This window comes from Bacillus sp. JJ783 (assembly GCF_036963225.1).
GTDB classification, from domain to species: domain Bacteria; phylum Bacillota; class Bacilli; order Bacillales; family Bacillaceae_G; genus Bacillus_A; species Bacillus_A cereus_U.
On record NZ_JBALMG010000162.1, the window covers coordinates 1 to 6,841 of the forward strand.

The window sequence follows — 6,841 nt, forward strand, 5'->3', positions numbered from 1 at the left end:
GTTAAAATGACGCCTTTTTAACTAAGTATATCAAGTTGTAACTGCTATAATTACTTAAATTATATTAAAAAATCATTTTATAAGTATAATATTTTCACTTATATTAATACTTAATAGACGAATTTTTGAATGTAATCGACAAAATTCGCCTATTTACGTATTAAAAATTTGATGTTTTAATAAAGGTGTAATTGGTATGACCACTCAAGGGAGGGAGAAGATTGCATAAATAAATGTGCAGTAAAGCTGCAAGTAACATTATGTCGAAAATAATTATCATAATATTCATTTCCGAAGGGGTCTAGAATCTCAAAAGTATCACGTTTGAAAAAGTGTTTTAAATTTCTACATAGCAAAAATGATTTTATTCCGTAATAAAAGTATAAGCAAAGTACAGTATAATTTCATCTTTTGTAATCTTGTAGGGCCTTGCCGACAAAACTAGGAGAGATATTATGAAATTATTATCAAAAAAGTCATGGCAGGGTTAGCTTTAGGAACAATGAATTTATCTATCTGGGCTCCTGTAAGTCAAACAGCAACTCAAGAGAAAAATAAATATTTTACTTTTCATTGGGCAGTTAATTCCAATATAGCTGATGCAATTTTATTATTTACTTGCTAAAAACTTAATATTCAAATTATAAGTAAATAATATCCTTACATTCCATGAGAAGTAAATAATAACGAGGTTTAACACTCTATCCGAAAGATTTCTCTTTCCTCGAGCATGTGAAAAAAAGAGCCTAGCGTTAGGTCGTTCAAGATGTATGTATAGGATTGTAAATAGACAATAGTAAAGGGGTATACGGAATGAAAAATAAAATAATTACAGGATTTTTTATAACATCAATTGTAACTGGGGCGACTATTCCTATTAATACTCTCGCAACACCAATTGTTCAAGCAGAAACTCAACAGGAAAGCGTGGATATTTCCTCCTCATTACGAAAATTAGGTGCACAATCTAAATTAATCCAGACATATATTGATCAAGGTTTAATGAGCCCTAATGTACAGGTAGGAGAAGTCCCAGCTTTAAATACAAATCAATCCCTAATCAAGCAAGAAATGAAGGAATGGTCATCGGAACTTTATCCACATTTAATTCTAGTAAATTCAAAAAGTAAAGGGTTTGTAACTAAATTTAATAGCTATTATCCAACATTAAAAGCATTTGTAGACAATAAAGAAGATAAAGAAGGTTTTGTGGATAGAATTGAAGTTCTTCAAGAAATGGCTATGACGAACCAAGACAATGTACAGCGTCAGATTAATGAATTAACAGACCTTAAATTACAGCTTGATAAAAAACTAAAAGATCTCGATACTGATGTGACAAAAGCGCAGGATGTATTAAGCTCAGATGGAACAGGGAAAATAGACCAGCTGAAAAATGAATTACAAAATACCCAAAAATCAATTCAAAATGATTTACAACAAATAGCATTATTACCAGGAGCTTTAAATGAACAAGGGTTTGTTATTTTCAAAGAAGTCTATAACCTTTCAAAAGATATCATTGAACCTGCTGCTCAAACAGCAGTAGCCGCGTATAACAAAGGCAAAGAAATTAACAACTCTATTTTAGAAGCAGAGAAAAAAGCAGAACAAGAAGCGAAAGAAAAGGGTAAATCTGCTCTAGAGATTGAAGCTGCCAAAAAAGAAGCCCGTGAAGCAATTGAGAAAAGCAAACAAGCTGAAATAGCTGCAGCTGCAGTTGCACAAACAAAAGAGTATGACCTTACGAAAGTTATAGACCCTGAAAAAATTAAGAAAACATATAGTGCCTTCGCTGAAGTAAATAAATTAACAGCAGAACAGCGAGCACATTTAGCAGATTTAGAGACACAAAACCAAAAATTTTATGATTTGACAAAGAATCTAAAAATAGCAGATTTACAAAAATCAATGCTTCTTATTATGCAAAATGATTTACATACATTTGCAAATCAAGTAGATGTAGAACTTGACCTACTAAAACGCTATAAAGCAGATTTGAATCTAATAAAAAATAGCATTACAAAATTATCTACTAATTTTGATGCATCTAACCAGCAGTCTCAAAAAGATACATTAAGACAATTAAAAAATGGAATAAGTTACCTTGAAGAACAAGTCTATAAATTTTAATATTATGTTTTCTGAAAATCTAACGAAAGAATGAGAAGGAGAATAGTTATGAAAAAATTCCCATTTAAAGTGTTGACTTTAGCAACTCTGGCAACGGTTATAACTGCTACGACCGGTAACACTATTCATGCATTTGCACAAGAAACGAACGCTCAAGAACAAAAAGTAGGGAATTATACATTAGGACCTGAAGGACTGAAGAAAGCATTAGCTGAAACAGGATCCCATATTCTTGTAATGGATTTGTACGCAAAAACAATGATTAAACAACCGAATGTTAATTTATCTGATATCGATTTAGGTTCAGGAGGTGGAGAGTTACTCAAAAATATTCACCTTAATCAAGAGCTGTCGCGAATCAATGCGAATTATTGGTTAGATACAGCGAAGCCACAGATTCAAAAAACAGCACGTAATATTGTAAATTACGATGAACAATTTCAAAATTATTATGACACATTAGTAGATACTGTACAAAAGAGAGATAAGGCAGGCCTAAAAGAGGGCATAAATGATTTAATCACTACAATTAATACAAATTCAAAAGAAGTTACAGATGTAATTAAGATGTTACAAGACTTCAAATCAAAACTGTATACAAATTCTACAGATTTTAAAAATAATGTTGGTGGCCCGGATGGGAAAGGTGGATTAACGGCAATATTAGCGGGACAACAAGCACTGATTCCACAACTTCAAGCTGAAATTGAGCAACTAAGTGCTACTCAGAAAAAACATTTTGACGATGTATTAGCATGGTCAATTGGTGGTGGATTGGGAGCAGCCATTTTAGTTATTGGAGCTATTGCAGGAGCGGTAGTAATTGTTGTGACTGGCGGTACAGCAACACCGGCTGTTGTTGGTGGCCTTTCGGCTCTTGGTGCAGCTGGCATTGGTTTAGGAACAGCAGCTGGTGTCACAGCGTCTAATCATATGAACTCCTATAACGAAATCTCTAAAAAAATCGGAGAATTAGGTACGAAAGCTGATCGTGCTAACCAAGCAGTTATTTCGCTTACTAACGCGAAAGACACATTGGCATATCTGTATCAAACAGTGGATCAAGCGATACTGTCTCTAACAAATATTCAAAAGCAATGGAATACAATGGGGGCCAACTATACAGATTTACTTGATAATATCGACTCTATGCAAGAACATAAATTCTCTTTAATACCGGATGATTTAAAAGCTGCTAAACAAAGTTGGAATGACATTCATAAAGATGCAGAATTCATTTCAAAAGACATTGCTTTTAAACAAGAATAGAACTTAAAATCAAAACCTATATTGGAGGAATATAAAATGATGAAAAAAATCCCGTACAAACTGATTGTTGCATCGGCGCTTTTAACTATGACAACAACTTCTGTAGTCTCACCAGTAGCAGCTTTTGCAAGTGGAATTGAACAAACTAACAATGGAGATACGGCTCTTTCAGCAAATGAAGCGAAGATGAAAGAAACCTTGCAAAAGGCCGGTTTATTTGCAAAATCTATGAATGCCTATTCTTATATGTTAATTAAAAATCCAGATGTGAACTTTGAAGGAATTACCATTAATGGATATGTGGATTTACCTGGTAGAATTGTACAAGATCAAAAGAATGCAAGAGCACATGCTATTACATGGGATACGAAAGTAAAAAAACAACTTTTAGATACATTGACGGGTATTATTGAATATGATACAAAATTTGATAATTATTACGAAACAATAGTAGATGCGATTAATACAGGGGATGGAGATACTTTAAAAGAAGGGATTATAGATTTACGAGGTGAAATTCAACAAAATCAAAAGGTTGCACAACAATTAATAGAAGAATTAACTAAATTAAGAGACGCTATTGGACAAGATGTTAGAGCCTTTGGAAGCAATAAAGATCTCTTGCAGTCGATTTTGAAAAACCAAGGTGTAGATGTTGAGGCCGATCAAAAGCGTCTAGATGAAGTTTTAGGATCAGTAAACTATTATAAACAATTAGAATCTGATGGATTTAATGTAATGAAGGGTGCCATTTTGGGCCTACCGATAATCGGCGGTATCATAGTTGGAGTTGCAAGAGATAATTTAGGTAAGTTAGAGCCTTTATTAGCACAATTGCGTCAGACCGTAGATTATAAAGTGACATTAAATCGTGTAGTTGGCGTTGCTTACAATAATACTAGTGAAATGCATAAGGCGCTTGATGATGCTATTAATGCTCTTACCTATATGTCCACGCAATGGCATGATTTAGATTCTCAATATTCGGGAGTACTGGGGCATATTGAAAATGCAGCTCAAAAAGCGGACCAAAATAAATTTAAATTCTTAAAACCTAACTTGAATGCAGCTAAAGACAGTTGGAAAACATTACGAACAGATGCTGTCACATTAAAAGAAGGGATAAAAGAATTAAAAGTAGAACCTGTCACGCCACAAAAATAGGGAAATATAAATTCTGTTGCAAAGTGACCCAAAACATAGAGAGTCTATGATTACACGGTTAAACAGTAATGTAACAATTAATAAATCCTTATACACCAGAAAGGCGGAGTCTCATTAAAGACTTCGCCTTTCACACATATATATAAGTTTCATCCAAATAACTGTGCAGTTTTACTTGTTTTTTAAAACTTTGCAACAGAACCGATTAATTGGGGACAGATTATAAATATTTGATTGATAATTCCGAATTTATGCAACAACATAGATTCTCTTTAATACTTGATGACTTAGAGGCTGCTAAAGAAAGTGAGAATGATACTCATAAAAGATGTAGAACTCATTTCGAAAGACATCGCTTTTAAAGAAGAATAGAACTTGAAATCAAACCCTATATAGGAGGAATATGAAATGATGAAAAAAATTCCTTACAAAATACTCGCTGTATCAACGTTTTTAACTATGACAACTACTTATGCAGTCACACCAGTAGCAGCTTTTGCAATTGAAATTGAACAAACTAACAATGGAGATATGTCTCTTTCAGCAAATGAAGAACAGATGAAAAAATCTTTGTTAGATGCTGGTTTATTTTTGAAATCTATGAATGAATATTCTTATCTGTTAATCAATAATCCTGATGTGAGTTTTGAAGGAATTACTATTAATGGGTATGAAGATGTACCTAATAAAATTGTACAAGATCAAAAGAATGCAAGAGCACATGCAGTTACATGGAATACGCAAGTAAAAAAGCAGCTTTTAGATACATTTACAGGCATTATTGAATACGATAAAAAATTTGAAAACCATTATGAAACATTAGTAGAGGCGATCAATACTGGGAATGGAGATACTTTAAAAAAAGGGATTACAGATTTACGGGGGGAAATTCAACAAAATCAAAAGTCTGCAAAAGCATTAATAGAAGAATTAACTAATTTAAATGAAAATATTGGACAAGATGTTAGAGCATTTGGAAGTAATAAAGATCTCTTGCAGTCTATTTTAAAAAGCCAAGGAGCTGCGGTTGAGGATGATCAAAAGCGACTAGAGGACCTTTTAGGGCAAGTAAACTATCAGAAAGACATAGAATCTAAGGGATTGGACATGGTGAAAATCCCCTTTCTTCCCACATTGATTGCTGGTGGTATAATGATAGGTGATGCAAGAGGTAAGTTAGGCTGGCTAGAGCCGGAATTAGTAAAATTACGTCAGAATGTAGATTATAAAATAACATTAAATCGTGTGGTTGGAGTTGCGTTTCATAATATTAGTGATATGCATAGTGCGATTGATAATGCTATTACTGCTCTTACTTATATGTCCACGCAATGGGATGATTTAGACTCTCAATATACGGGCGTACTGGGACATATTGATAAAGCTGATCAAAAAGCTGATCAAAATAGATATAAATTCTTAATCCCTAACTTGAATGCGGCGAAAGACAGTTGGAAAACATTAAGAACAGATGTTGTCACATTACAAGAAGGGATAAAAATTGCAGAGAAAAAAGAACAGGATCTTATGAATCAGCTTCGTCCATCAAACGTTTTCTACTTTTATAAAAAAATTCATAACGCATACACATTTGAAATAAAGACTGGAACAAATGCACCAAATGCTTCTTATAAAGTTATGAATTTAACTAAAAACACTGTTTATAATATGTGGAGTGGGGAACCAAATACAGACATGTGGGCTGACTGGCTTTCATTTAATCCAAAAGATGAATTTGCGGTGGTAGCAGTAGTGGATGGGAAAGAGTATGTTGTATATAAAGACAAAGTAGAAAATATAATGAACTGAACCCGAAAATGAATGATCAAAAAGAAAGAGCTTTTTTCGCTTTAGTAATTGCCAACTTTTTTATTTGATAGACGTGTACATAGACTACCATTCGTGCTCAACAAACACCAAAATTAAGTGTATGGATTGGCCATGGGAAGGACATATATGATAGAGCAGTAGCATCAGGAATTAAGCCTAGTATAATCAATTTTATAAAGTGTGTGATTGAAACTTTACAAAAAGTCTATGAAACTTTACATGCCGATTTCTGTTGCAAAAGTTCGCCTTATTGAAAGTGTCGTATATACGGAAGTTTAAAAATGAAATTAAGGATAGCCTTTAAATGGATTGGTTACATTATTGATTGTGGAGGTGAGAAAGATGAACAAAAAACAACAAGGTTACAATAAGGAAACTTCTGGCGCTAGCATCCAAAGTACAAATGCTAGCTATGGTACAGAATTCGCAACTGAAACGGATGTGC

General features: G+C 33.3%; 4 protein-coding genes and 2 pseudogenes. All 6 read left to right on the forward strand.

What is annotated here, in order from left to right:
- Positions 1 to 813: 813 nt before the first annotated feature.
- Positions 814 to 2,133, forward strand: coding sequence for a hemolysin BL lytic component L2 (gene hblC / locus V7038_RS26045; protein ID WP_335695854.1), 1,320 nt, complete (start codon positions 814 to 816; stop codon positions 2,131 to 2,133).
- A gap of 48 nt (positions 2,134 to 2,181) precedes the next feature.
- The gene (hblD, locus tag V7038_RS26050; protein WP_002109956.1) at positions 2,182 to 3,402 is read left to right on the forward strand and encodes a hemolytic enterotoxin HBL lytic component L1; all 1,221 of its coding nucleotides are present in this window, start codon (positions 2,182 to 2,184) and stop codon (positions 3,400 to 3,402) included.
- Positions 3,403 to 3,438: 36 nt separating this feature from the next.
- Complete coding sequence (gene hblA, locus V7038_RS26055) at positions 3,439 to 4,566, forward strand: hemolysin BL binding component B (RefSeq protein ID WP_335695855.1); 1,128 nt, start codon at positions 3,439 to 3,441, stop codon at positions 4,564 to 4,566.
- Between the two features lie 209 nt (positions 4,567 to 4,775).
- Positions 4,776 to 4,938, forward strand: a pseudogene (locus tag V7038_RS26060) (hemolysin BL lytic component L1); the annotation flags it as partial.
- A gap of 36 nt (positions 4,939 to 4,974) precedes the next feature.
- The gene (gene hblB, locus V7038_RS26065) at positions 4,975 to 6,375 is read left to right on the forward strand and encodes a hemolysin BL regulatory component HblB (protein ID WP_335695856.1); all 1,401 of its coding nucleotides are present in this window, start codon (positions 4,975 to 4,977) and stop codon (positions 6,373 to 6,375) included.
- Positions 6,376 to 6,738: 363 nt separating this feature from the next.
- A pseudogene (locus V7038_RS26070) lies at positions 6,739 to 6,841 on the forward strand (gamma-type small acid-soluble spore protein); the annotation flags it as partial.

Coding starts and splice junctions, on each gene's coding strand:
- hblC (WP_335695854.1), top strand. CDS start 814: ATGAAAAATAAAATAATTACAGGATTTTTTATAACATCAATTGTAACT.
- hblD (WP_002109956.1), top strand. CDS start 2,182: ATGAAAAAATTCCCATTTAAAGTGTTGACTTTAGCAACTCTGGCAACG.
- hblA (WP_335695855.1), top strand. CDS start 3,439: ATGATGAAAAAAATCCCGTACAAACTGATTGTTGCATCGGCGCTTTTA.
- hblB (WP_335695856.1), top strand. CDS start 4,975: ATGATGAAAAAAATTCCTTACAAAATACTCGCTGTATCAACGTTTTTA.